Origin of the sequence: Stenotrophomonas sp. ZAC14D1_NAIMI4_1 (genome assembly GCF_003086775.1) — a bacterium.
Classification (GTDB): domain Bacteria; phylum Pseudomonadota; class Gammaproteobacteria; order Xanthomonadales; family Xanthomonadaceae; genus Stenotrophomonas.
Map to the genome: position 1 here is coordinate 3,014,235 of NZ_CP026001.1, position 24,325 is coordinate 3,038,559.

The 24,325-nt window shown below is 67.3% G+C and carries 21 protein-coding genes; 9 read left to right on the forward strand and 12 right to left on the reverse strand.

The genetic code is table 11. The annotated features are described in order from the left end of the window. From C1927_RS13925 to C1927_RS13965, 9 genes are all read right to left on the reverse strand, one after another. Positions 1 to 3,168, reverse strand: a complete 3,168-nt coding sequence (locus tag C1927_RS13925) for a discoidin domain-containing protein (protein WP_108747024.1) — start codon at positions 3,166 to 3,168, stop codon at positions 1 to 3. After that, positions 3,165 to 4,001, reverse strand: a complete 837-nt coding sequence (locus C1927_RS13930; protein WP_079222477.1) for a carbohydrate ABC transporter permease — start codon at positions 3,999 to 4,001, stop codon at positions 3,165 to 3,167. The genes C1927_RS13925 and C1927_RS13930 overlap by 4 nt, the downstream gene beginning before the upstream one ends. Continuing rightward, positions 3,998 to 4,879 carry a sugar ABC transporter permease gene (locus C1927_RS13935; protein WP_108747025.1) on the reverse strand — a complete coding sequence of 294 codons (882 nt, stop codon included), beginning with the start codon at positions 4,877 to 4,879 and terminating at the stop codon, positions 3,998 to 4,000. The genes C1927_RS13930 and C1927_RS13935 overlap by 4 nt, the downstream gene beginning before the upstream one ends. Next, the gene (locus C1927_RS13940) at positions 4,876 to 6,216 is read right to left on the reverse strand and encodes a sugar ABC transporter substrate-binding protein (RefSeq protein WP_079222479.1); all 1,341 of its coding nucleotides are present in this window, start codon (positions 6,214 to 6,216) and stop codon (positions 4,876 to 4,878) included. The genes C1927_RS13935 and C1927_RS13940 overlap by 4 nt, the downstream gene beginning before the upstream one ends. A 4-nt stretch (positions 6,217 to 6,220) precedes the next feature. Continuing rightward, complete coding sequence (locus tag C1927_RS13945) at positions 6,221 to 7,825, reverse strand: glucoamylase family protein (protein WP_079222480.1); 1,605 nt, start codon at positions 7,823 to 7,825, stop codon at positions 6,221 to 6,223. Positions 7,826 to 8,073: 248 nt separating this feature from the next. Then, entirely contained in the window at positions 8,074 to 11,133 is a 3,060-nt protein-coding gene (locus C1927_RS13950) for a TonB-dependent receptor (protein WP_079222481.1), read from the reverse strand. A 76-nt stretch (positions 11,134 to 11,209) separates the two neighbouring features. Next, the gene (locus C1927_RS13955; protein ID WP_079222482.1) at positions 11,210 to 12,247 is read right to left on the reverse strand and encodes a LacI family DNA-binding transcriptional regulator; all 1,038 of its coding nucleotides are present in this window, start codon (positions 12,245 to 12,247) and stop codon (positions 11,210 to 11,212) included. A gap of 148 nt (positions 12,248 to 12,395) precedes the next feature. Then, entirely contained in the window at positions 12,396 to 12,671 is a 276-nt protein-coding gene (locus C1927_RS13960) for a BolA family protein (protein WP_079222483.1), read from the reverse strand. Then, the gene (locus C1927_RS13965; protein ID WP_108747852.1) at positions 12,668 to 12,967 is read right to left on the reverse strand and encodes a YciI family protein; all 300 of its coding nucleotides are present in this window, start codon (positions 12,965 to 12,967) and stop codon (positions 12,668 to 12,670) included. The genes C1927_RS13960 and C1927_RS13965 overlap by 4 nt, the downstream gene beginning before the upstream one ends. A gap of 371 nt (positions 12,968 to 13,338) precedes the next feature. On the opposite strand from C1927_RS13965, the gene C1927_RS13970 reads away from it, so the two are divergent. From C1927_RS13970 to C1927_RS13980, 3 genes are read left to right on the forward strand one after another with little or no spacing between them, the layout of a single operon-like run. Continuing rightward, a complete protein-coding gene (locus C1927_RS13970) occupies positions 13,339 to 14,244 on the forward strand; it encodes a ScpA family protein (protein ID WP_079222484.1) in 906 nt (301 codons plus the stop codon). Between the two features lie 13 nt (positions 14,245 to 14,257). Further along, entirely contained in the window at positions 14,258 to 15,136 is an 879-nt protein-coding gene (scpB, locus tag C1927_RS13975) for an SMC-Scp complex subunit ScpB (protein ID WP_079222485.1), read from the forward strand. Further along, a complete protein-coding gene (locus tag C1927_RS13980; protein ID WP_108747026.1) occupies positions 15,129 to 16,796 on the forward strand; it encodes a pseudouridine synthase in 1,668 nt (555 codons plus the stop codon). The genes scpB and C1927_RS13980 overlap by 8 nt, the downstream gene beginning before the upstream one ends. Positions 16,797 to 16,901: 105 nt before the next feature. Here C1927_RS13980 and C1927_RS13985 read toward each other — a convergent pair whose 3' ends face one another. From C1927_RS13985 to C1927_RS13995, 3 genes are all read right to left on the reverse strand, one after another. Next, positions 16,902 to 17,336, reverse strand: coding sequence for a hypothetical protein (locus C1927_RS13985; protein WP_079222487.1), 435 nt, complete (start codon positions 17,334 to 17,336; stop codon positions 16,902 to 16,904). Positions 17,337 to 17,453: 117 nt separating this feature from the next. Beyond that, on the reverse strand, positions 17,454 to 18,260 hold the full coding sequence (locus C1927_RS13990) for an amidohydrolase (RefSeq protein ID WP_108747027.1): 807 nt from the start codon (positions 18,258 to 18,260) through the stop codon (positions 17,454 to 17,456). Between the two features lie 13 nt (positions 18,261 to 18,273). Then, positions 18,274 to 19,422, reverse strand: coding sequence for a pyridoxal phosphate-dependent aminotransferase (locus tag C1927_RS13995; RefSeq protein ID WP_079222489.1), 1,149 nt, complete (start codon positions 19,420 to 19,422; stop codon positions 18,274 to 18,276). A gap of 186 nt (positions 19,423 to 19,608) precedes the next feature. Here C1927_RS13995 and ccmA point away from each other — a divergent pair, with 186 nt between their 5' ends. From ccmA to C1927_RS14025, 6 genes are read left to right on the forward strand one after another with little or no spacing between them, the layout of a single operon-like run. Then, entirely contained in the window at positions 19,609 to 20,271 is a 663-nt protein-coding gene (ccmA, locus tag C1927_RS14000; protein WP_079222490.1) for a heme ABC exporter ATP-binding protein CcmA, read from the forward strand. Beyond that, on the forward strand, positions 20,268 to 20,963 hold the full coding sequence (gene ccmB / locus C1927_RS14005) for a heme exporter protein CcmB (RefSeq protein WP_079222491.1): 696 nt from the start codon (positions 20,268 to 20,270) through the stop codon (positions 20,961 to 20,963). Before ccmA ends, ccmB begins: the two co-directional genes overlap by 4 nt. Positions 20,964 to 21,006: 43 nt before the next feature. Beyond that, on the forward strand, positions 21,007 to 21,759 hold the full coding sequence (gene ccmC, locus C1927_RS14010) for a heme ABC transporter permease CcmC (protein WP_079222492.1): 753 nt from the start codon (positions 21,007 to 21,009) through the stop codon (positions 21,757 to 21,759). Beyond that, positions 21,756 to 21,944 (forward strand): heme exporter protein CcmD, encoded by a 189-nt coding sequence (ccmD, locus tag C1927_RS14015; protein WP_079222493.1) that lies wholly within the window; start codon positions 21,756 to 21,758, stop codon positions 21,942 to 21,944. Before ccmC ends, ccmD begins: the two co-directional genes overlap by 4 nt. After that, positions 21,941 to 22,402, forward strand: a complete 462-nt coding sequence (ccmE, locus tag C1927_RS14020) for a cytochrome c maturation protein CcmE (RefSeq protein ID WP_079222494.1) — start codon at positions 21,941 to 21,943, stop codon at positions 22,400 to 22,402. Before ccmD ends, ccmE begins: the two co-directional genes overlap by 4 nt. After that, complete coding sequence (locus C1927_RS14025; RefSeq protein ID WP_108747028.1) at positions 22,403 to 24,322, forward strand: heme lyase CcmF/NrfE family subunit; 1,920 nt, start codon at positions 22,403 to 22,405, stop codon at positions 24,320 to 24,322. The last annotated feature ends 3 nt before the right edge of the window (positions 24,323 to 24,325 follow it).

Consider the following 24,325-nt stretch of genomic DNA (forward strand, 5'->3'; position numbering starts at 1 on the left):
TTACTGTCCCTTGCGTTCTGCGCGGCGCACCGCGCTGGGCACGTCGATCTCGATCCGCGCCGGCAACTGGTGCACGCGCAGTTCGCGGTTGTTCCATTCGGCCGGCTCGCCATTGATGGTGGCCTCACCCGGATCGCCGCTGTACGGCCACGGCAGCACCACGCCACCGGGCGGCGGCACCAGGCCCGCTTGCAGGTCGAGCACCAGCTGCTTGTCGCTGCGCTGCAGGCGGTAGTTCAACTGGCCCTGCGGTGTGCGCAGGCCCTGCACGGCGATGCCCTCCCCCTGGAACCAGGCAGTTGGAATGCCTGCTGCCAGCACCAGCGCCTCATCGGCGTCGCGGTTGTAGGCGAACATGTCCAGGGCCGAGCGCACGAAGTCCGACGCTACCCAGGCATGCGGCAGGTCACCGACGAAGAACGGCTTGCGCGGCGTGCGCGAGACCACTTCGGCCCACTGGTTCCACGGCTGCGGCGCACGGTCCTTGAAGAAGAACTGGGTGGCCTGCCAGGCGCGGTCGCGCCAGCCCAGGCGCACGAAGGCCGCCACGTTGCGCCATTCGTAGGGCGTGTAGTCCTTCCACTCGCGCTTGCCATCGCGGCGCGCGACGAACTCGTTCCAGTAGCGCTCGAAGGTCGCCTCCAGCGCCTCCTGCGGCAGCCGGCCCTGCTCGCCACCCGGCGCCAGCGCGATGGTGGTGGAGGTGGCATCGAAGTCACCCAGCTCGGCCGAACCGGGCAGGTAATCGATCCTGTGCTGCTGCATGGCGGCCAGCAGCGAAGCCTGCAGGTCGTCGCGGAACTGGTCGCGCGACTCGCTGATCTGCATCGCCTCCACCTTGCCCAGCTGTGCCGCCACCTGCGCAGCATCCTTGTAGCCGCGCAGCGCCCAGAAGTTGTCCCAGTACGAGTGCATCGGCTTGGCCGAATAGCCCTCATGGCTGATCGAGGCCGGCATCATCCCGTAGAAGGCAGGGTTGCGTGCGCGGTTCTCTTCGGTGCGCTCGCTGGCACGCAGCTGCTCCATGTAGCTGTAGGCGCCCTGCACGTGCGGCCACATCAGCTCCAGGAACGTGCCGTCGCCGGTGTAGCGCCAGTACTCGGCGATGTTGTAGATCAGCTCGCCGTGGCTGTCGTTCTCCGGCACCGGGTCGCTGCCGCGGGCATCGACACAGCACGGCACCTTGCCATTCTCGAACTGGAACGGCGCATACCAGGTCACGTAATCACGCACGGCATCGCTGCGGCCCATGCGCAGCAGGCCTTCGGAAATCATCGCGCCATCGCGGATCCAGCTGCGTGCATACGAACGCGTGCCCGGCTGCAGGCGCGGGCCCACGCGCGAGATCAGCATGTGCGCCACAGCGGTGCGCAGGGTTTCAACCAGTGGCTGGCCGGCCGCCGGTACCTGCAGGTTGACCACGCCCAGCTTGTCGCGCCACATCGCCGCCACCTGCTGCTGCGCCTTGGCCACGTCCAGCGCCTGCGGCTTCCAGCCGCCGGTCTGCGGCAGCACCACGGCCACCTCGCGGCTCTGCCCCGGCTCCAGCTTGATGGTGTACAGCATCGCGCCGGAGGCCAGGCCCGTGCTGTCCTTCACCGCCGTGGTCGCCGGGAAGCTGCCCGACGCCAGGTGCATCGCATCGAGCTTGCCGTCGAAGGTCGTGGCAAAGCGCGCGTCCGGGACCTGCAGCGGGTAGATGCGCGGTTCGCCGTTGACGCGCACCAGCTGCTCGCCCACGTCCAGCGCTTCGATGCGGCTGAAGCCGCCGGTGGTGTTGAGGAACTGGGTCGGCGGGTTGACCTGCCAGGGCCGGATCGCCAGCGCCAGGGTGTATTCGTGGGCGACCTTGTCCGGGTTGCTCAGGCGGTAGCGGCCGATCAGCTGGGCGCGCTCGGGCGTGCCCTGCACGAAACTGGTCACCGACAGGCCGGCCTTCTCATGCACCCAGTCGACCGTGGCGATGGGCAGGTAACGGTCCTGCAGCGACTGCGTGGTGGCCACGCTGGACCAGTCCAGCAGCTTGCCGTCCATGCGGATGAACGGCTCGATGCTGAAGCTGCCCTTGGCCGGCTCCAGTGCGCCATCCTCGCTGATCAGCGCCTGCTCCTGGCCACCGTCGAGGCCCAGCAGGGTCCAGTACGGCTGCTCGCCCACGTAGGCACGCGGCAATGCACCGCGCGGCAGGTCGGCGGCCACCGAGGACAGGAAGGCGTTGGGCGTGGCCGCGAAGGCCAGCGGCTTCAGCGCGATATCGCGGATGCCATACCGCCAGTTCGGCCCGTCCTGCAGATCGAAGCGCACGTAGCGCGCATCGGTATCGGGCAGCGCCAGCCAGTCACGGCCGCCGCCACCACCGGTGACTTCGCGCACCGTCCGCCAGTCGCGGCCGTCCTCGGAGGTGCGCACCGTGTAGCGGGTCGCCTCCAGGTTGGGCAGCCAGTCGATCACCGCACCGCCGATCTCGCGGCTCTTGTGCAGGTCCAGGCTGATGGTCTGCTGCTTGACCCCGCCACTGACCCAGAACGTATCGCTCTTGCCATCGATCATGCGGTCCTGCAGCGCGGTGGCCGTGTCGGCGATCACCGACGGCATCAGCGCCGACTCGTCCTGCGGCGGCAGGCCCTGCAGGGTCAGCTTGTCGAAGCACACGGTGCCGCGGCCACCGACCTTGCTGTAGATCGTGAACTCGACCGCGGCGCTGCGCGCCATCTCCTTCTCGGCCGAGGGGCCCCAGGCCTTGTCGATCTGGCGGCGGCGGTACTCCACCGGCGCCCAGGCCTTGCTGAAGCTGTAGCCCGGCCGGTTGACCCACCACACGTTGTCGCCGCTGGCATCGATCAGCTTGAACTGCAGGTCGTTGCGCGGGGAATCGCCGCGCAGCTGGAAGCCGAAGCGGTAATTGGCCGGGTACTCGATGTTCAGCGCGCGGCGCAGGCCGACATAACCGGACACCTTGTGGAAGTCGTAATCCAGGCACAGCGCGCGGCCGCCACCGGCGCCGCTGACCGGCCGCAGCGAACCGCTGACCTGGTCGGACAGCACCAGCTTCCACGCGCTGATGTCATCGAAGTCGTCCAGCACCTTGGGCGCCGGCAGCGCCGGTGGTGCGGCGATCGCCAGGGAGGTCCACAACAGGCCCAATCCAACGGCGATCGCTCGCTTCATCCCTTGACGCTCCCCAGCAACAGACCTTGGATGTAGTACCGCTGCAGCACCAGGAACAGGGCCAGCACCGGAACCACGGTGACCACCGCGCCGGCCATCATCATTTCCACGTCCATGATGTGCTCGCGCGAGAGGGTGGCCAGCGCCACCGGCAAAGTGTAGTGCTCCTGATCGGTCAAGACGATCAACGGCCACATGAAATCGTTCCACGCGCCCATGAACGTAAAGATCGCCAGGGTCACCAGCACCGGCTTGAGCATCGGCAGCACGATCTGGAAGAAGATGCGCAGCTCCCCTGCCCCGTCGATGCGGGCCGCTTCCAGCAGCTCGTCCGGGATGGAACGGGCGTACTGGCGCACCAGGAAGATGCCGAACACGCTGGCCAGCGCCGGCACGATAACGCCGCCGAAGCTGTTGACCAGGCCCAGCTGCTTCATCAGCAGGAACAGCGGCAGCATCGCCACCTGCGCCGGGATCACCAGCGCCGCCATCAGCACCTGGAACAGGCGCTCGCGGCCGACGAAGTTCAGCTTGGCGAACGCATAGCCGGCCATGGTGTTGAGCAGCAGCGAACCGAAGGTGATCGCCACCGACACCAGCAGGCTGTTGGCGAAGTTGCCACCCATGCCGGTGCGCGCGAACAGCTCGGTGTAGTTGTGGGTGGTGACGTGCGAAGGCAGCAGTGGCGGCGGGAAATGGGTCGCCTCGCCCTGCGGCATGAACGACACCGAGAGCATCCACAACAGCGGTGCCAGGCTGACCAGGGCCAGCACCAGCAACGCGCCATTGATCATCCACGGGTGCCAGCGTGACTGGCCGATCTCACGACTCATACCAACTGCCTCTTGCGGCCGAAACGCAGCATCACGGTGGTCACCGCCAGGATGATCAGGAACAGCAGGAACGCCACGGCAGAGGCGCGTCCCAGGTTCCACCACTTGAAGCCTTCCTCGAACATGAAATACAGCACGCTGACGGTGCTCTGCAGTGGGTCGCCGCGGGTCATGACGTACGGTTCGGCGAACAGCTGGAAGTAGCCGGACACGGTAATGACACCAACCACCAGCAGCACCGGGCCGAGCATCGGCAGGGTGATGTGCAGGAACTGCTTCCAGCGCGAGGCGCCATCGATGCGCGCGGCCTCGTACAGGTCATGCGGGATGGCCTGCAGGCCGGCCAGGAAGATCACCATGTTGTAGCCGAAGTTCTTCCACACGGCGAACAGCATGATGGTGGGCATCGCCCAGTTCGGGTCGCCCAGCCAGTCGATCGGGCTGATGCCGATATGGCCCAGGCCGTAGTTGACCAGGCCGTAGCTGGTATGGAACAGGTAGCGCCAGATCACCGCCACCGCCACCAGGGTGGTCACCACCGGGGCGAACAGCGCGGTGCGGAACAGGGCCTTGAAGCGCGCGGCCGGTGCATTGAGCAGCATGGCCGCACCCAGCGACACGCCGATCGACAACGGCACGCCGATCACCACGAAATAGGTGGTGTTCCACAGCGACTTCCAGAACATCGGCGTCTGCAGCAGGTCGACGTAGTTGCCCAGCCCGACGAAGCGCAGGTTGCCGCCGTCAGCCAGCGCGTACAGGTCGAAGTCGGTCACGCTCAGGGCGAGCGCCGATGCCACCGGCAGGCCGAAGAACACGCCCAGCACGATCAGCGAGGGGCCGGCGAAGATCCAGCCGGCGAGGGACGAACGTTTCATTGCGGGCTCCCGGCCGCGACTGCACTGGTCGAGCCCGGGGGGGCATCGCTGCGCTGCAGGCGTTGTTGTTCATGCATCCAGCGGCGCTTGGCCAGCACCTTGTCCACGCGCTGGTCCAGCTCTTCCACGGCCTTGTCCTGCGGCATGCCGCCACGCACCACCTTCTCGGTGACGATGCGCATTTCCTGCACGATGCGCTCCCACTCGAGCACCTTCGGCGTCGGCTTGACGCGCTCCAGCTGGTCACGGAACGCGGCGGCCAGCGGATCGTTGGCCAGCGACGGGGCGTTCCAGGTACTGCGGCGCGGCGGCAGGTCACCGATGATCGAGTGGAACCGGGCCTGGATCTCCGGGCGCGACAGGAATTCGATCAGCTTCCAGGAGGCTTCCTTCTGCTGCGACTTGCGGAAGATCACCAGGCTGGTGCCACCGGCGATGCCCGCGCCCGGGCCGTCCGGGCCCGGCAGGGCGGCGGTGCCCCACTTCCCTTCCAGTTCCTTGGGCTGCAGCTTCTTGAACTCGCGGATGTTCCAGGGGCCGGAGATGTAGAACACGTTGAAGCCGCGGAAGAACTCATCCCAGACGTTGGAGATCTGCGTCTCGGACATCTTCGGCGCCCAGCCCTGCTCGAACATGTTGGCGTAGAAGGCCAGGGTGCGACGGAAACCAGGGCTGGAGAAGTTGCCGCGGGTGTCCTCGTCGCGCAGCAGCGGATCGGGCTGCTGCAGGGCCAGCGACAGCTGCTGCTCGAACTCATTGATCGGCATCAGCACCGCATAGCGGTTCGGGCCCTGCATCTTCTTGATTGCGGCCATCTGCTCGTCCCACTCCGCCCAGGTGCGCGGCGGATGGTCGAAGCCGGCCTGCGCCAGCAGGTCCTTGCGGTAGAAGATCAGGCGGGTGTCGACGTACCACGGCACGCCCACCAGCTCACCGTGGATCACGTTGGTATCCCAGATGCCCTGGAAGTAGTCCTTCGGATCGACCACGGACGACTGCTGCACGAACGGCTGCAGCGGGGTCAGTGCGTTGAGTTCGGCGAACTCGGGCACCCAGGTGTTGCCGAGCTGGCAGACATCGGGCAGGCCGTCGGCCGCAAAGGCGGTCAGCAGCTTCTCGTGCGCGGCCGTCCAGGGAATGTTCTGCACATCCACCTTGATGCCGGGGTTCTCGGCCTCGAACTCGTGGATGAGTTCGCTGACCACTTCGGCCTCGCGGCCCATGGCCCAGAAGCGGACCGTCGTGGTGCCCTGCTCGGTGCGCGCGCAGCCGGCCATGGCCAGTGCGGCCATCGCAGGCAGGGCCCAGCGTCGCAGGCGGTCAATCCAATCGTGCACCTTGTTACTTCCCCTGGCCCGTGTTGCGGTTGGCATTGTTCTTCTGTTCCTGCGCGGCAGCCGCGCGCGATTCTGCGATACCGACCGCGCGTGCCGCCGCAGCCTTCTCATCCTTTTCCAGCACCAGCGGCTGGAACGACCCTTCCGGGGCCAGCCAGCCACCGCTGAAACCGGCCCGTTCCAGGCCCTTGCGGATGTACGGGTTCTTCTTCATCACTTCCCAGACGAAGTCATCGCGGTAGTTGGCGATCATCGTCAGGATCGGGCCCTGGTCGATGGCGATGTAATCGCTGGCCACCCAGCCGCGGTCCGGCACCATGCGGCCGGTCTTGATCGGGATGTCGTAGTTGAAGCTGGGGTTGAACGAATCCAGGAAGCCATAGCTGGAATAGATGTAGTCGCCGTAGCGCTTGTGCATCTCCAGCGTGGCCGGGATCACCTGTTCGGGCGCGAACACGATCGAGGAGATCGCTGCGGTCGGGGCGATGGTGCCGTCATCGAAGTTCTCGCGCAGGCCGGCGCCGCGCGAGGAGTAATGGCGGAACTGGCGCTGCTCGCCACGGTATTCCTGGGTGGTGTTCTGCGGGCCGTCGCTGGCGGTCAGGCCCCACACGTTCTCGCCATAGTCCTTCCACTGCATCGGGTTGGCGATGGCGTACTCGCGGTGCGCCAGCGCCGCCGAGCGGCTGTTGAGGAAGTAGGTGCTGCCACGCTCGCGCATGTAGGCATCCTGGATATCGCGGAAATCGATCCAGACATGGCTGTACTGGTGGCCGAACAGCGGGCCGAAGGACAGGTATTCCTGGCCCTGGTAGACGCCCCAGTCGTTGTCATAGGTGCGCGTCCACACCGTCCACGCATCCGGGCTCACCGGGTGGCTGGGCGAGCCGAGGGCGAGGATGTAGACCATCATCGCCTCGTTGTAGCCCATCCAATCGTGGTCGATGAAGCCGCTCTCGGGGAACCAGCCCATCGAGATCAGCGGCGCACGCTGCTGCAGCCACGGCCAGTCGACCTGCTTGTACAGCTGGTCGGCGATCTGCCGGATTTCCTTTTCGCGCGGGTCGTCGCCGTCGTAGTACGACTGGGCGAACAGCACGCCCATCATCAGCAGCGCGGTGTCGACCGAGGACAGCTCGACCCAGCTGTCGTAGCGGCGGCCTTCCTGCATGTCCAGGAAGTGGTAGTAGAAGCCTTTGTAACCGGCCTTGCCGGTGCGCTGCGGGCCCATCGGCACGTCGCGGAAGAACTTCAGCGTGGTCAGGGTGCGGTCGATGGCCTGGTTGCGGCTGACCCAGCCGTTCTCGATGCCGATCGGGTAGGCGGTCAGCGCGAAGCCGACCGAGGCGATGCTGGCGAACGGGCGCGACGGGTAGCGGTCCGGGGTCAGGCCGTTGAGTTCGTTGGTGGTGTCCCAGAAGAACTGGAAGGTGCGGCGCTCGATGTCATCGAACAGCGGCGGCAGTTCCGGCTTCATCGGCCGCGGCGGCGCGTCTGCTTCCAGCAGGATCACCGGCGGCTTGGGCTTTGCAGGCTCCTGCTGGGCCGGTTTGCAGGCGGCGATGGCCAGGGTCATCGCAGCGGCGGTCAACAGGTGGCGTGCCTGCATGGCGCGGTTCCTCCAGTGGGCTGATCGATGGGAAAGCATAACGTCCAATGGCCTGAAATCGTTTACAAACCAGACTCTTAAAAAACCACGCATTCGTGGCCGATTCAACACAGGCATTGTCCAGTCCCATGCAGCGCCGCAGCGACGCCGCATGGGGCTGGACAATGGACCGGCCCGCAGGCCGGCCATTGCCAGGTTCCGTTGCCAGCGGCGGGCCGCTGGCAACGGGGTGGTGCGTACGTCGTTGCTTAGAAGCGGAAGCCCACTTCGGCCTTGACCTGGCGCGGAGTACCGATGATGTCGCCGGTCTCGTTGTAACTGGCCTGCAGCTTGCCGTTCGTCTTGACGTAGTTGTAGGTGGAGAAGTTGTCGAAGTTGAACACGTTGATGATGTCGATACGAGCGTACATCTCGGTGTCGCCCGGCATCTTGAACGTCTTCGTCGCCTGCAGGTCCACCGAACGGTAGCCGAAGATCTTGCCGCCCAGCAGGAACTTGCCATTGGCATTGGGCACGGCAGCCTGCGGGGTCGGCAGGTTGAAGCCACTGGCCTGCGGCACCGGGTACCAGTCGTTGACGGCGGTCGGGGTGGCCAGGGTGATCTTGCCACCGAAGGTGATGCCCCAGAAGCCAGCGTACGAACCGGTCATCACCAGGCGGTGGCGCGGTGCACCGTTGGAACGGATGGTCGGGTAGTCGCCGATCAGGCCGCGGTCAAAGGCGTACTTCTCGTTGATGTCGCGGTTGTGGCGCGCGGTCGTCCAGGTGTAGGCGATCGAGGTACCCCAGCCGCTTTCCTTGGTGAACGGCTTCTGCGCCGACAGCAGGACCTGGGTCGCACGGGTCTTGATGCCCTGCTGGCCGATGATCAGGCTGCCGAAGCCCGGCACGTTGCAGCTCCAGGCCTGGCTCAGGCCCGCCTCGGTGCCACCGCACAGGCGCGGGTCATCGAAGAACTGGCCGGTCGGGTAACGGTTGCCCAGGGTGAAGGCGAAGCCGTCGTAGCTCAGGGTGCGGGCGATGGTGGCGTCGGTCAGCCAGTCACCGATCTGGTTGCTCATGCCCAGGCTGAACTGATCCGAGTACGGCGCCTTCAGCTTGTTGTTGAGCAGGTCGACTTCCAGGCCGGCATTGCTGGTCGCGCCGACCAGGTCCTGCAGGTTGCCGATGCCGTTGAGCAGGTTCGGGTTCCAGTCATAGCAGGCGGCCTGGCCGTTGATGCAGGTGCCGGTGGCCGGGTTGCGGAAGTAGATGGTCGGCTGCGGCAGGGCCAGCTTGGTGGTTTCCAGCTGCAGGTTGTCGAACAGGTCGCGGTCGTACGAACGGCCGGCACCACCGTGGATCACGTGCTGCTCGTCGGCGTTGATGTCATACGAGAAGCCCAGGCGCGGCTGCCAGGCATCCTTGAATGCCTTGCGGTTGTGGCCGTTGCTGATGTAGTTGCTGATGTCCAGGCCGCCCAGCGCCAGCGAATCGGCGTAGGTCTGGCCGGCGGGGGCGCGCGGATCCTGCGAGTAGATCGCATCGACCACCGCCTGCGGGGTCACGAAGTCCAGGTAGGACGGGGTGACTTCGTAGTCCCAGCGCAGGCCGAGGTTGATCTGCAGGTGGTCGTTGACCTGCCAGTCGTCCTGGATGAACACGCCGTACTGCTTGGACTTCGAACGCACTTCACCCGAGACGCCGTCCACGCCGGTCACCGGCTTGACGAACTGCGCCTTGTACGGGATGGAATCCGGGAAGTCCGGATCGCCCAGGCTGTAGGTGAAGGTCGGGTTGATCTGCGCCGCATCGGAGGCGTACAGGTCGATGGCCTTGTACTTCACGCCCATCTTGATGGTGTGGTCGCCGGCCCACTGGATGCCGTCCAGGGTCAGGTTGTCCTCGATCGACCAGCCCTTCTGGCCCTTCACCTGCGAATCCAGTGCCGAGGCGCCACCGATCTTCACCACGGTGCGGTCTTCGGTGCCGTCCGGTGCGGTGTAGGTGATGCCGTTGGCCAGGGTCAGCGGGGTCGGGTTGTTGAAGGAATCTTCATGGGTGACCATCATTTCGTTGTAGAAACGCTCGCCGCTGTGGTTCCAGCGCAGCGCGTAACGACGGTCGGTGTTGACCACTTCACGGCCGGCTTCCGGCGAGGTCTGGCCACTGAACTGCGACTGGGTTTCGTCGCGGTCCTGGAAGGTCAGCTCGATGCGGTCGTTGTCGGTCGGCTCGAAGTCGATCTTGCCGAAGATCAGGTCCTGCTGGAACGGCTGGCTGGCCGGGCCCAGGCCGGCGGCGCCCGCGGGCGGCAGCAGGCTGGCGGCACCGGTGACGGCACCGTCCGGAGCGATGGTGACCGGCAGGTCGAAGCGCTTGGCTTCGTAGGTGACGAAGAAGTGCGCCTTGTCCTGGATGATCGGGCCGCCCAGGGCGAAGCCGTATTCCTTCTCGGCCGAGACCATCTTGTCCTTGCCGCCCTGGCGCTCGGCCGGGGTCTTGGCGCGCATGTCTTCATCGGTGTAGCGGTAGAACGCCTCACCCTTGAATTCATTGGTACCGGACTTGGTGGCAGCGGTCACTGCGGCGCTGGACACCTGGCCGTACTCGGCCTTGTAGTTGCCGCTGATGACCTTGTATTCGCCGATGGCCAGCTGCGGGAACGGGTTGCCGGCGCTGCCGGACTGGCCGGCCACGCCGCCGCCCTTGACGTAGCTCTTCTGGCCCACGCCGTCGATGTAGACGTTGGTGCCGTCGGAATTGGTGGCACCGCCGCGCAGCGAGGTGTTGCCCTTGGCATCACGGGTGAAGATCAGGCCCGGCACGGCATCGGCGAACTCCAGGAAGTTGCGCGACACCTGCGGGGTGGTCTGGATCTGCTGCAGGCTGACGGTCTTGCCGACTTCGGAGGTACGCACTTCCTGCAGCAGGGTCGGCGCGACGACGTTGACGGTGTCCAGGTTGGTCGCGGCGCTGCCACCGGCAGTACCACCGGCGGCGGCCTCGCTGAAGTTCAGCGTGGAGGTCGAGGCCACGGTGACGGTGACCTTCTGGGTCTGGCCATTGGCGGCCACGTCATAGGTGCCCGGGTCCAGGCCCATCAGCGAATAGGTGCCATCGGCGCGCACGGTGCCGCGACGGACGGTGCCGGTGGCGACGTTGGTAGCGGTGACTTCCGAACCGGCCTGGGCGCCGGCCACCTGGCCGCGCAGGCTGGCGTTGGCCGACTGCGCCATGACGTTCGGGGCGGCGGCCAGCATCAGGCAGCTGACCAGTGCGGTGCTCAGCAGCCGGCGGGCCGGCATGCGGATCGTGGAATGCATCATCAACTCAATCTCCGGGTGGCGGTATCCGCGAATGCGGTACCTGCGATCAATCAAGAAAGAAGGAACGCCTCTGGCTTCAATGGCCCGATGGCGGAGTGGTGGAATCGCGAACGATGAGGCGGGGAACGAGCGTCTGCTTGTCACCTGCCCCTTCGGGGGTGTTGCCGTCCATCAACTGCATCAGACGCGTCATCGCCCTATCGCCCAACTCGGCGATACTGACCTGCATGGTGGTCAACGAGGGGTGTACAAACCGCGCCAGTGGAATGTCATCGAAACCCGCCAGGGCGACATCGGTGGGCACATGGATGCCTGCCTGCGCGAATGCGTAGAGGCAACCCAGGGCCATCATGTCGTTGGCGGCGAACACGGCATCGGGCAGCGCGCCGGCTGCCAGCATCTCCTGACCGGCGCGATGGCCGGAAGCTTCGTCGAAATCACCGGGCAACTCGATGCCTTCGGCGCCGTTGCCGAAGGCCGCCAGCGCGTCACGGAAGCCGCGCAGGCGCTCACGCGCGTCGAAGTTGAGATCCGGGCCAGAAATGAACGCGATGCGGCGGTGGCCGGCATCGAGCAGGTGGCGGGTCATGGCCATCGCACCGGCGTGATCGTCGATGCTCAGGACCGGGTGATCCTGCCCCGGCAGATAGGTATTGATCAGGACCGTGGGCAGCGACTGCGGCAGGTTGTCGGTGAGGAAGCCGGGGCTCTCGGCATAGGGCGAGAGCACCAGCAGGCCATCGACGCGGCCGCGCATGGCACGCAGGGCGGCGCCCTGCTGTACCTGGTCGCCGTGGTAGCTGGACACCAGCAGGTGCTGGCGACGGTTGCGGGCAACGTTGTCGATGCCGCGCATCAGCTCGGAGAAGAATTCGCCGTACAGATCGGGCAGCACCACGCCCACCGTATTGGTGCGGCGGCTGCTCAGGCTGCGTGCGGCGGCGTGCGGGGTGTAACGCAGCCTCGCGGCGACCTCCAGCACAAGCTGGCGGACCGGTTCGGCGACATTCTCATGCCCGTTCAGCGCGCGGGAAACCGTGGCCACGGAGACCCGGGCTTCTCGTGCGACGTCTTTGATTGTTATGGCTGCCTTGTTCACGAAGCCGCCCTCCACGGCTTGGACCTACCAGCTTGGCGCGGAATGTAAGCGTTTCCATCTGCGCTTGTAAACACTCCGTTAGACGAATGTCCCCGGATGGACACAGAAATCTGACGTGGACAGGTCTGTTCCTGGACCTGGCAGGACTTTGCGGGACAGGCCATCAGCCCTGCTCGGACAGGGTGTATGCGCGGATGGACAGCGCATGGATATCGGTCTCCATCAGCCCGCCCAGCGCGGCATACACCGCGCGATGGCGCGCCAGCGGGGCCATGCCGGCGAACTGCTCGCTGACCACCAGCACGTTGAAATGGCCCCGCCCGTCACGTGCACCGGCGTGGCCGGCATGGCGGTGGCTGTCGTCTTCGATCTCAAGCGTGCTCGGCGCCAATGCCTGTTGCAGCGCAGCACGGATCAGATCGATGCGCTGCGCACTCATGGCAGCACCTTGCGGAACGGCCGCACGTCGACGCGGGTGTAGACGCCGGCAGCCACATAGGGGTCGGCATCGGCCCACTCCCGGGCCTGCGCGAGCGAGTCGAACGCGGCAATCACCACCGATCCGCTGAAGCCGGCCGGACCCGGATCCTCGCTGTCGATCGCCGGGCACGGCCCGGCCAGCAGCAGGCGGCCTTCGTCGCGCAGCGCGTGCAGCCGCGCCAGGTGTTCGGGCCGGGCCTGCAGCCGCTGCGCCAGGACATCCTGGCCGTCGTAACCTTCAATCACATAGAACACGGGCATTCCTCGTTCATGTTGCGGTGCGTCGATTCTAGCCAATGGGCCACCGCCACCGGCCCGGCTGGACACTGGCCCGGCAAAGCCGTACCCTAGGCACCATTGCACGTGGCTTGATGCAGCAGCCCGTCGGTTTTTGCGGCCAACGCAGCCCCCGACGACCGTACCGCTGCTTCGAACCGGGCCAACCGGCCGGGCCACGTAGACGACCTCCCCGTAGTTCCGTCGCCGCCGTTTCCTGCGGCGCGTCCTGCTGTTTGATATGTGTGGAATCGCGCCGATCCCGGCGTGACTGGTGCCTGGGGCGCCGTGGCGCAGGCCCGGCAGGTCCGGTACCGCGACTGGTCCGTTGCAATCCTATTGTCCATTAGATGACTTCCGAACTCGCGCTCGACGCGAACCCGCCAACCCGGCCGCCCGCCCCCCAGCAGCAGGAAATGCCGCTGGCCGTGGTGCATGGGCAACCGGTCCTGCAGATCCCGCAGGACCTGTACATCCCGCCGGATGCGCTGGAAGTCATCCTGGATGCCTTTGAAGGTCCGCTGGACCTGCTGCTGTACCTGATCCGCCGGCAGAACCTGGACGTGCTGGACATTCCCGTGGCCGAGATCACCCGGCAGTACGTGGAATACATCACCGTGATGCGCGAGCTGCGCTTCGAACTGGCCGCCGAGTACCTGGTGATGGCCGCGATCCTGGCCGAGGTGAAGTCGCGCATGCTGCTGCCGCGCCCGGTCAGCGAGGAAGGCGACGAAGCCGACCCGCGCGCCGAGCTGGTGCGCCGGCTGCAGGAGTACGAACGTTTCAAGCAGGCTGCCGAGGATATCGACGCCCTGCCCCGCCAGGACCGCGACACCACGGTGGCGCACGCCTTCATGCCCGAGCGGGCGACGGTGAAGTTGCCGCCGCCGGTGGACCTGAAGGAGATGCTGCTGGCCCTGCACGACGTGCTCAAGCGCGCCGAGCTGTTCAGCGGCCACGCCATCAAGCGCGAGGCACTGAGCGTGCGGCAGCGCATGGGCGAAGTGCTCGGCCGGCTTGAAGACGGCAGGTTCTACCGCTTTGAAGGGCTGTTCACCGCCGAAGAAGGCAAGCTGGGCGTGCTGGTCACGTTCCTGGCCGTGCTGGAACTGGCCAAGGAGCAGCTGCTGGACCTGGTCCAGGAAGAACCGCTGGCGCCGATCTACGTGAAGTCCCTGGCCGCCGGCAACACCAACGCCCCGCTGCAGTTCAGCAGCGAGTTCGACGACAACGACGCCGCCAATGAAAACGAGTGAGCGCTGACTGCCGATGGACCAGACGCTGATCAACCGCATTGTCGAAGGTGCCCTGCTGGCCTCCAGCCAGCCGCTCACCCTGGCCCAGCTGAAAGACCTGTTCCCGGAAGAGGAACCGGCACCGCCGGGCAGCATCGAACGTGCGCTGGAGCGCCTGCGCGAGGGCTGCGAAGGCCGCGGCGTGGAACTGGTCGAGGTCGCCTCCGGCTTCCGCTACCAGGTGACCGGCGAAGTGCACGGCTGGATCAGCCGGCTGTGGACCGAACGCAAGACCCGCTACACCCGCGCCACCCTGGAAACCCTGGCGCTGATCGCCTACCGGCAGCCGATCACCCGTGGCGAGATCGAGCAGGTGCGCGGCGTGGCGGTCAGCAGCAACATCATCCAGGCACTGGAAGAGCGCGAATGGATCCGCGTGGTCGGCCACCGCGACGTGCCCGGCAAGCCGGCGCTGTTTGGCACCACCAAGGGCTTCCTGGACTATTTCGGCCTGAAGCGCCTGGACGAACTGCCGCCGCTGTCGGAACTGAAAGACCTGGGCGAGCTGGAACCGCAGCTGGCGCTGGACCGTGATGGTCCCGCCGTTGCCGGTGCCGCCGGCCCGGACATCAGCGCCGACCCCGACGCGGCCGCCAACGATGACGCCGGCCTGCAGGGCGGCGATGGCAACACCCCCGATTCCGCCGACGCAGCTGCTGCGCCGGCCACCGATGAGCAAGCACCTTCGCCCCTCGATGATGGGCACCCCGATTCCGCGCCGGGCGAGCGCGCGGTGCCAGTGAACGAACGCGAAGACAACGCCGTCGCGACGACGACCGTGGCTGTTGACCAAGCCGATTCCGAACCAGAGGCCGACCTCGAAACCGTCGGCCGGAGCAAAACTGATGAGTGACACCCCCCGTAACAAGCTCTCGCTGAAGCGCGAAGCCACCTCCGAACAGTTCAAGCTGGAAGAGCGCCTGCACAAGGTGCTGGCCCAGGCCGGCCTCGGCTCGCGCCGTGCGCTGGAACAGCGCATCGCCGAAGGCCTGGTCAAGGTCAACGGCGAAGTCGCGCAGACCGGCATGTCGGTCAAGAGCGGCGACAAGATCGAGCTGGATGGCCGTGGCTTCGTCGCCACTGCCCTGGCCGAGCCGTCGCGCGTGCTGGTCTACAACAAGCCGGAAGGCGAAGTGACCACCCGCGAAGATCCCGAAGGCCGCCCGACCGTGTTCGAATCCCTGCCGCCGCTGAAGGGCGCGCGCTGGATCGCCATCGGCCGCCTGGACATCAACACCACCGGCCTGCTGCTGGCCACCACCGACGGTGAACTGGCCAACGCCATGATGCACCCGTCGTTCGAGGTCGAGCGCGAGTACGTGGTGCGCGTGCGTGCCCCGGAAGGCGAGGAAAAGGTCTCCGACGCCATCGTCGACCGCCTCGCCCGCGGTGTCGCGCTGGAAGACGGCCCGGCCAAGTTCGACGAGATCGAACGCATCGGCGGCACCGACTCGCACGACTGGTTCCGCGTCGTGGTCAAGGAAGGCCGCAACCGCGAAGTGCGCCGCCTGTGGGAATCGCAGGGCTGCCAGGTCAGCCGCCTGAAGCGCACCCGCTACGGCAAGGTCAGCCTGCCGCGCGAACTGGTCCGTGGCCATTCGGTGGAATTGCCGACCGCCCAGGTCGAAGCCCTGCGCGCGCAGCTGAAGCTGGAAGAAGGCGCGCCGTCGGCGCTGACCCTGCAGCCGGTGATCGGCCAGCGTCGCGCTGCCAAGACCACCGTGCGCGTGCGCGAAGGCGGTCGTGGCAATGCCTACGTCAACGGCCACAGCACCGCCGATGAAGGTCGCGAACTGCGCCGCTTCGACAACGTGCGCGAAGACCGCGGCCGTGGTCGCGGTGGCAAGGGTGGCGGCTTCAAGGGCGGCCTGACCGTCAGCGGCGAAGCAGCCGCCAAGCAGTCGCAGAAGCCGTTCAAGCAGCGCGCGCCGAAGAACGACCGTTCGCTGCCGGAAGGCAACCCGGCCGCGTTCCGTACCTGGTACGTGCCGGACGGTGTCAGCACCGGCCCGAGCGGCCACCGCAACGCCGGTCCGGGCGCACGTGGCCCGGGTGCCCGTGGTCCGGGCGCTGGCGCGGGTGGCCAGGGCCGTCCGTACGGCAAGCCGAAGGGTCCGGGCGCCGGTGCAGGTGGCGGCCAGGGTCGCGGTGGCTTCGGCGGTGAAGGCCGTGGTGGCGCCGGTGGCGGCCAGGGTCGTCCGGCCGGTGCGGGCAACCGCTCGCAGGGCCAGGGCAACAAGCACCCCTACGGCCATCCGGGCAACGCCCCGAGCTTCCCGTCCGACCACGCCAATCCGGGCTTCAGCCCGTACGGCAGCACGCGTCCGGCAGGCAACGGTCGTCCGGGCGGCAACGCCAATGCACGTCCCGGCGGCAATCGCGGTCCGGGCGGCAACCGTGGTCCCGGCGGCCCGGGTGGCAACCGTGGCCCGGGCGGCCCCGGCGGCAACCGTGGTCCGGGTGGCAACCGTGGTCCGGGCGGCCCGCGTCGCAGCGGCCCGCGCGGCGGCTGATCGCACGCCGTGCTGAAATGAAAAACCCCGGCTCCGGCCGGGGTTTTTCTTTATCGGGTGGAACAGATACCTGGTAGATCCACGCCATGCGTGGATGGACCGGGATCAGCGACGGCTGATGGTGAACGCGGTGCCGTCCACGCCCAGGTCCCAGCCCTTGCCGGTGCCGGACAGTGCCAGCGAAACGTCGCCCTTGGTCATCACCTGCGCGTTGCTGGATTTCACCGCGCCCGCGTGCGCGCCCACCGAAGCGTAGGTGCCCAGCAGCTCGTTGATGCCCACCGCGCCGGTGAAGCTGCCGCGGCCGTTGCTGATCTTCGACTTGCCCACGGTCAGGCCGCCGCCCTTGAGCTGGATGTGCACCGGCATGCTGGCGCCGTTGCTGCACTGGATGGTGCCGTTGCCCGAGGCGGTCTTGTAGATCAGCGACCAGCCGGACAGGTTGTAGCGCAGCTGGCAATCAAGGTTGCCACCGGCATGGGCGGCCGGGGCCAGCGAGGCTGCGGCCAGCGCCAGCAGCAGGACAAGGGGCTTGTTCATCGGCAGGACTTCCACTTCAGGTCGGACTGCCGGCGAATCTAGCAGCGCGCGCGTGCACGGTGGATGCAGGCACGCGCGCCGGTGCGGCAAGCGTTCAGCCGCCGGTCGAGCGCCCGCTCAGGCGCGCTCGTCCAGGTGGAACGCATCGGCATCGAGCATCGCCGGGAAGCGTGCGCGGTGCGCGGCCAGGGCCTCGGCCGAGATGGTGGTGGTGACCACCTGTTCGCGCTCGCGGATCTCCACCTGCGGCTGGCCGAGGAAGTCGATCACCGCGCTGTCGCCGGCGTAGTGCAGCTGGTTGCCGTCCACGCCGATGCGGTTGACCGCGGCCACGAAGCACAGGTTCTCGATCGCCCGCGCGCGCAGCAGGGTCGTCCACGCATAGGCGCGCGCCGAGGGCCAGTTGGCCACGAAGATCTGCAGGTCGAAATCCATCTGCCCTGCCCGCTCGACGTTGTAACGGTTGCGGCAGAACACCGGGAAACGCAGGTCGTAGCAGACCTGCGGATTGATCCGCCAGCCCTTCCATTCCACGCTCAGGCGGTCGCGCCCGGCGGCATAGCGCTCGTGCTCGCCGCCGTAACGGAACAGGTGGCGCTTGTCGTAGTACTGCAGCCCGCCATCGGGCGTGGCGAACAGCAGGCGGTTGTAGACGCCTTCGCCATCGCGCAGCTGCACGCTGCCGATCACCGCCGCGTCCAGCGCCCGGGCCTGCTCGCGCACCCAGGCGACGGTCGGGCCGTCCATGCCTTCGGCCTGGGCGATGGCCTCGTTGGAGAAGCCACTGGTGAAGGTCTCCGGCAGGATCACCAGGTCGGTGCTGCCGGCCAGCGGCGCCAGCAACGCGCCGTAGTAATCACGGTTGCCCGCCGGGTCATGCCAGCGGGTGTCGCCCTGGACGAGGGAAATGCGCAGGTCCTGCATGGTCGTCAGTTCCTCACAGCAGGCGCAGGCGTTCGATCGCCGCGTCCAGGGTCGCTTCGTTCTTGGCAAAGCACAGGCGCACCAGGCGCTGGCCGACCGGCGCGGTTTCGTAGAACGGCGACAGCGGGATGGCAGTGACGCCCTTCTCGATGGTCAGCCACTTCACGAATTCATGGTCGGGCAGATCGCTGATGGCCGAGTAGTCGACCAGCTGGAAATAGCCGCCCGGCACCGGCAGCGGCTTCAGGCGCGTGCTGGCCAGCTGCTCGCGGAAACGATCGCGCTTGGCCTGGTAGAACGCACCCAGCTCCAGGTGGTGCTCCGGTTCGTCGCGGATCATCGCGGCGAAACCATACTGCGCCGGGCCGAAGCTGGTGAAGGTGTTGTACTGGTGCACCTTGCGGAATTCAGCGGTCAGCAGCGGCGGCGCCACGGCGTAGCCGATCTTCCAGCCGGTGCAGTGGTAGGTCTTGCCGAAGCTGGAGATGACGAAGGTGCGCTCGCGCAGTTCGGGGTAGCGCAGCGCCGATTCGTGGCGGCGGCCGTCGTAGATGATGTGTTCGTACACTTCATCGGAGATCAGGTAGATCTGCGTGCCACGCAGCAGGTCGGCCAGCGCCTGCATGTCGGCCTCGTCCAGCATCGCGCCGGACGGGTTGTGCGGCGTGTTGACCATCAGCATGCGGGTGCGCGGGGTGATCGCCGCGCGCACGCGGTCCCAGTCCACGGCGAAGGTCTGCGGATCCAGCGGCACGTGCACGGCAATGGCGCCGGCCAGTTCGATGGCCGGTTCATAGCAGTCGTAGGCCGGGTCCAGCACGATCACCTCCTCGCCGGCACGCACCACGGCGTGGATGGCGTTGAAGATCGCCTCGGTGGCACCGCTGGTGACGGTGATTTCGGTGTCCGGGTCGATCGTCGCGCCGTACAGGTCCAGCGACTTCTGCGCGATGGCCTGGCGCAGCGGTGCCACGCCGGTCATCGGCGGGTACTGGTTCAGGCCGGCGGCCATCGCCTTGGTGGTTTCGTCGATCAGGCGCTGCGGCGCGGAGAAATCCGGGAAACCCTGGCCCAGGTTGACCGCGCCGTGTTCGGCGGCGAGCTGGGACATCACGGTGAAGATCGTGGTACCGACCTTGGGCAGCTTGGTGGTGGGTTGCATCGGCCTGGGGGAATGGGGAGACAGACCCCTGAGTTTACGCAATCCCTGCTTCGGTAGTGCCGGCCGCTGGCCGGCAACAGCGGCCAGACAACCGGCGCCGGGGGAATTGCCGGCCAGCGGCCGGCACTACCGCGGGCATTCATCGCTACAATTGCCGCCGCACTCCGGCACGAAGACCCCTGCCCCTTGAACACCCCAGCATTGCTGGCCGCCAGCGGCCTGAGCTTCTCCCGCAATGACGAACCCGTGTTCGGCCCGCTGGATTTCCACGTGGACGCCGGCGAGGCGCTGCTGGTGCAGGGCGGCAATGGTGCCGGCAAGACCACCCTGCTGCGCGTTTTGGCGGGATTGGCCCGGCCGGGCGCCGGCCAGGTCCGCATTGACGGCAAGCAGGCCAGCAATGCCGAGCGTGCCCGCTATGTCGCCTACCTCAGCCACCTGCCGGCGCTGAAGCCGGACCTGGACACGCTGGAGAACCTGCATTTCCTCTGTGGCCTGCATGGCCGCCGGGCCAAGCAGATGCCCGGCAGCGCGCTGGCCATCGTCGGTCTGGCCGGCTACGAGGACACCTTGGTGCGGCACTTGTCGGCCGGCCAGAAACGCCGCCTGGCGCTGGCCCGCATCTGGCTGTCACCGGCGCCGCTGTGGCTGCTCGACGAACCCTACGCCAACCTCGATCTGGATGGCATCAACCTGGTCAACCGGATGATTTCGGCCCATCTGCGCGGCGGCGGTGCCGCCTTGGTCACCACCCACGGCGCCTATGCTGCGCCGCCGGTACGCACGCGCCTGCTGGAACTGCGTGCGCCCGGGCAGCCGCCCGCCACCACGCAGGGAGCTGCGGCATGATCGCCCCGGGTACCGAACCGGGCCTGTGGCAGACCGCCCGCGCCCTGCTTTCACGCGACCTGCGCCTGCTGTGGCGCCGTCGTGGTGATGCGCTGCAACCGGTGCTGTTCGCCCTGCTGGTGGTGGTGCTGTTCGCCCTGGCACAGGGCCGCGACCCGCAGCCGCTGGCCGCCACGGCCGGTGCGGTGCTGTGGCTGGCGGTGCTGCTGGCCGGGCAGCTGGCGCTGGATTCGCTGTTCCGTTCCGATGCCGAGGATGGATCGCTGGAACAATGGCTGCTGGCACCGGTTCCGCTGGCCTGGCTGGTGCTGGTGCGCGTGCTGCTGCATTGGGCCACCACCGCACTGCCGCTGATCGTGGTCAGCCCGTTGCTGGCGGAAATGCTGCATCTGCCACATGACCAACTGCCGATGTTGCTGGCATCGTTGCTGCTGGGAACACCGGTGCTGAGCCTGATCGGTGGCGTGGTCGCCGCGCTGACCGTAGGCATCCGGCGCTCTGGTATTCTCGTGGCGTTGCTGTCGTTGCCGCTGTACGTACCGGTGCTGGTGTTTGGTGCGGGCAGCCTGGCGGCGGCCAGTCGCGGGCAGGATCCGGTGGGTGCGCTGCTGATGCTGGGCGCAGGACTGGTGGTCGCGTTGCTGCTGGCACCGCTGGCGACGGCTGCGGCCATCCGTATTTCCCTGAGTTGAACGGGCAGAGAGCCAATCCACCCTTGCTGGATAGCCGTCACGCATGAATCCGATCGTCCGCTGGTTCCATCAACTCGGTTCGCCGCCCACGTTCGATCGTTTCGCTGCCCGCTGGTCGCGTGTGTTCTACATCGCCGCGCTGCCAGTGCTGCTGGTCGGCCTGTGGCAGGCGCTGCTGGTGGTGCCGCCGGAGGCACGCCAGCTGGACAGCTTCCGCATCCTCTACATCCACGTACCCAGTGCCTGGATGAGCCTGTTCGTGTTCGCGCTGATGGCGCTGTATGCCGCCATCGCGCTGATCTGGCGCATCAAGATCTGCGAGATCCTGGCGATGGCCTGCGCGCCGATGGGCGCTGGCTTCACCCTCATCACCCTGCTCACCGGCAGCATCTGGGGCAAGGGCACCTGGGGCACCTGGTGGGACTGGGACCCGCGCATGACCAGCGAACTGGTCCTGCTGTTCCTCTATCTGGGCGTCATCGGCCTGTACCACGCCATCGAGGACCGCCGCAGCGCCGCGCGCGCGGCTGGGCTGCTGGCGATCGTCGGCGTCAGCCTGCTGCCGGTCATCCGCTATTCGGTGGACTGGTGGGGCGGCCTGCACCAGCGCCAGTCGATCAGCGTCTTCGGTGACTCGGCCATCAGCAGCGCGATGATCGCGCCGCTGTGGTGGATGGTGATCGGCACCAAATTCTGGTTCGCCGGCTCGGTGCTGGCCAAGGCACGCGCCGACAACCTCGACCGCGAGGCCGGCAAGGCCTGGGTCGGCCAGCGCGTGGAGGAGACGCAGCGATGACCCACCTGCCCTTCGTGATCGGCGCCTATGCGGTGTTCGTGCTGGTGTTGCTGGCCGATGCCATCGGCTCGTGGATGCGCCTGCGCGCCGCCCGCCGCCAGGCACAATCGCGCCAGCAGCGGCAGCAGGCGCGGCAGACCGCCCAGCAGGCCGCACCGACCCTGTCGGCGGAGCTGGAACGATGACCCCGGTACAGCGCCGCCGGCTGGCCTGGGTGCTGCTGGCCCTGCTCGCCTCCGGCCTGGCCACCGCGCTGGTGGCGATGGCACTGGAACGCAACATCGCCTACCTCTACACCCCGTCCGAAGTTCTGCGTGGCGACGTCGATGCGCAGACCCGCTTCCGTCTCGGCGGCATGGTGGTGAAGGGCTCGTTCAACCGCCCGGTCGGTTCGCTCGATGCGCGTTTCGAGGTCACCGACGGCGACGCCCAGCTGGCCGTGCTCACCTCGCGCATCCTGCCGGACATGTTTGCCGAGGGCACTGCCGTGGTCGCCAGCGGGCGCCTGCAGGACGGTGTGTTCGTGGCCGATGAAGTGCTGGCCAAGCACGATGAGAAGTACGTGCCGAAGGAAGTGGCCGACAAGATGGGCGATGCCCATCGCAAGCACGACGTGCCGGTACCGGCCACCGAGGTGCGCTGAGTGTTGCCAGAGCTGGGCCAGATCCTGCTGCTGTGTGCGTTGCTGGCCTCGCTGCTGCAGGCCGGCCTGCCGCTGGTGGGCGCGCAGCGCGGCAATGCGGCGTGGATGGCGGTGGCGCGTCCGGCCGCCTGCGCCCAGCTGCTGCTGGTGGCCGGAGCGTTCGCGGTGCTGACCGCCGCCTTCGTGCAGCAGGACTTCTCGGTGCGCTACGTGGCCGAGAACTCCAATTCACTGCTGCCGATGATCTACCGCTACTCGGCGGTCTGGGGCGCGCACGAAGGCTCGCTGCTGATGTGGGCGCTGGTGCTGGCGCTGTGGACCGGTGCCGTAGCGTTGTTCTCGCGGCACCTGCCGGCCCCGGTGCAGGCGCGCGTGCTGGCGGTGATGGGCGTGGTCAGCGTCGGCTTCCTCGCCTTCCTCATCTTCACCTCCAACCCGTTCCTGCGCCTGAATCCGGCGCCGCTGGAGGGCCGCGACCTCAACCCGCTGCTGCAGGACCCGGGGCTGATCATCCACCCGCCGATGCTGTACCTGGGCTACGTGGGCTTTGCGGTGCCGTTCGCCTTCGCCGTGGCCGCCCTGCTGGAAGGCCGCGTGGATGCGCGCTGGCTGCGCTGGACGCGGCCGTGGACCAACGTGGCCTGGGGCTTCCTGACCCTGGGCATCGCGCTGGGCAGCTGGTGGGCGTACTACGAGCTGGGCTGGGGCGGCTGGTGGTTCTGGGACCCGGTGGAAAATGCCAGCTTCATGCCGTGGCTGGTCGGCGCCGCGCTGATCCACTCGCAGGCCGTCACTGAAAAGCGCGGCACCTTCGGCAGCTGGACCCTGCTGCTGGCCATCGCCGCCTTCGCGCTGTCCCTGCTTGGCACCTTCCTGGTGCGCTCGGGCGTGCTGACCAGCGTGCACTCGTTCGCCGCCGATCCCTCGCGCGGCCTGTTCATCCTCGTCTTCCTCTCGCTGCTGGTCGGCGGCAGCCTGCTGCTGTACGTGCTGCGCGCCAGCGGACTCAGCGTGGACGCCGGTGATCCGCGCCGTGGCTTCACCGCCACCTCGCGAGAAACGCTGCTGCTGGCCAACAACCTGCTGCTGGCCACGGCCTGCGCGATGGTGCTGCTGGGCACGCTGTACCCGCTGCTGGCCGACGCGCTGTCGCTGGGCAAGATCTCGGTCGGCCCGCCCTACTTCGGCAGCCTGTTCCTGCTGCTGATGGCACCGATGGTGCTGCTGCTGCCGTTCGGCCCGCTGGTGAAGTGGCAGCGCGACCAGCCATCGCGTGCATTCGCGCTGCTTGCACCGTGGCTGGGGCTGGCCGTGTTGCTGGGCGCGCTGGCGTGGTGGCAGGCGCCGCAGAACGGCTGGAAGGCCGGCCTCGGCGTGGCCGCCGCCGCCTGGGTCGGGCTGGGTACCGTGCGCTTCGTCTGGCAGCGCCTGCGCGGCAATGGCCGCTTCACGGCCGAGATGCTCGGCATGATCGTCGCCCACGCCGGCATCGCGGTTTTCCTGGCCGGCGCGCTGCTGGTGGAAGCGCTGAACGTGCAGCGCGAAGTCGCGCTGGCGCCGGGCCAGCAGGTGGTGGTCGGTCGCCACGAAGTGCGCTTCGAAGGCGTGGACCATCGCGAAGGCCCCAACTTCACCGCCGATCGCGGCCACCTGCGGGTGTTCCGCAACGGTCGCGAACTGGCCCTGCTGCACCCGGAAAAGCGCCAGTACGCCAGCGGTGGCCAGGTGATGACCGAAGCCGGCATCGATGCACGCCTGAGCGGTGATGTCTACGTGGCATTGGGCGAGCCGCTGGGCAACAATGCATGGGCGGTACGGGTCCACATCAAGCCGTTCATGCGCTGGATCTGGCTGGGCGCGCTGCTGATGGCCCTGGGCGGATTCATCACCGCCGCCGACCGCCGTTTCCGCCGTCCGTAGGAG